The organism is Dactylosporangium sp. NPDC049742 (assembly GCF_040674675.1).
Lineage (GTDB): Bacteria > Actinomycetota > Actinomycetes > Mycobacteriales > Micromonosporaceae > Dactylosporangium > Dactylosporangium maewongense.
Window position 1 is genome coordinate 1 of record NZ_JBFANF010000159.1, and the last position, 1,612, is coordinate 1,612.

At 54.8% G+C, this 1,612-nt stretch carries 1 protein-coding gene; it reads right to left on the bottom strand.

Going from position 1 to position 1,612, the window contains the following annotated elements; all coding sequences use genetic code 11:
- Positions 1 to 109: 109 nt before the first annotated feature.
- Positions 110 to 1,417, bottom strand: coding sequence for an IS4 family transposase (locus tag AB0J72_RS58910; RefSeq protein WP_081253266.1), 1,308 nt, complete (start codon positions 1,415 to 1,417; stop codon positions 110 to 112).
- Positions 1,418 to 1,612: the final 195 nt, after the last annotated feature.

Here is a 1,612-nt window from a genome sequence, read left to right on the forward strand (position 1 = left end):
TTTGGAGAGTGATTTAGGTAACGGCCGCCTATGGTTCCGCTCTTACAGCTTCCGCTCTTACAGCCATCCCTTTCAAGGTCTGCGTTTAAAAGTCCGTTTAAGGCCATGTTTAAGTACGTTTATCCGACTTGGCCGCCTTAAGCACCCTAGCTGTTGAGACATGCGCCCGTGCTGCCTTACCTTCCAGCCACTCCTTGGGCTTGGCTACTTTGGGGCCACGAGGGCTTTTTGCTACGGACTTAGGTTTGATCATCCTTGCCAGGGCCAGCAATCGCTCTGCCAGCCCTTGCGGAGTCTTTTCAAGAGGGAAATTTTCCGCAGGCAATGCGATCTGCAAGCCTTGATAATCACTGCGAACATGCACCGCCAAATGGAAAATCGAAACCTGCCAACCCTCTGGCTGCGTTTCGCGGTGCGCCTGCTCAACGCTACGCTTGAGAACCGACAAAACGTTGTAAGCCAGGACCGCCGAGGCAAAGCCCAATAGCGCGGCTTTCGGGCTGCCAAGGCCTGTAATTTCACTGTCCAGTACCGACTCAAGGCGCTGAAACATTCCTTCGATACTCCAGCGATGACGGTATAAATCGGCTATCTGCCGGGCACCGATGGTGTCGGGCAAATTGCTCCAGAACCACATCACCAAATCACCTGAGTCATTCGCCGTTTGCAGGCTCAACTCAACACGTCGCCAGCGGCGGCCACCCTTCACTTCGATGATTTGTTCGCGAACGGTTCCGCTATCGACCGTCCCTGAGTCTTGCCACTCACTTTCCTGGACCAGGCGTGGATGCTTGCTGGGTTGGCGAACGATGAACGAAGCCCCCGTGTCCTCGCAGGCTTGCAGGATGGGCAGCGTGCAATAGAGCCGGTCAGCCATCCACAACTGGCCCGCGCATGCGCGGGCCAGCAGCGGTAAAACACTGACTCGCTCACTGGCGTAGGCATCTTCCCACGGCTGAAGATCAACGACTAAATCCAGATCCGGATCGTAGGCAACTACTGAAAATCCTGGGCGCGCTGCGCCGCGCTCATTGCGCAGAGCGCCTAGACGTTTTTCAGTGGCCGGCAAGTGGTTGCCATCCACAATACGCAACTGCCAGCCGGGCAGGATCGATGAATGGCCGAGCGTTTCGACGGTTGGTATCAAACGTTCGGCACTGCCCGAAATGAGGGCGCGAAGCAGCTCGGGTTCGGTTCGCTTGATCTTGTCATAGAGTGCCGAAACACTGACCGAAAGGCCCTCCATCTTGCGCGCCGCCGCGTGCAACGACGGCCTCAAGCCCAATGAAACAAGGGACATCAGCTCAACAACGGTTGAAAACAAAAGCTCACGTGAGTACTGCCGTTGGCGGTGATCATCGAACACCTTGTCAACCCAAGCGGCATCTACTGCCTGCTCTAATATCAACTTGGTCATGACGCTGGCCGGAGCCTGTTTTTCAAACCGTTCTAAAACCTTTTCCCACATAGTTTCGTCGTCCTGACTGGATTGGTTAGGGGATTTTAAACCAAGACCTTGAAAGGGATGGCTGTAAGAGCTAAACCATAAGCAGCCGTTACCGAAGAAACGGATTTGTACTCAATCATCCAAACCACTCCCCCCGCTCAAGAA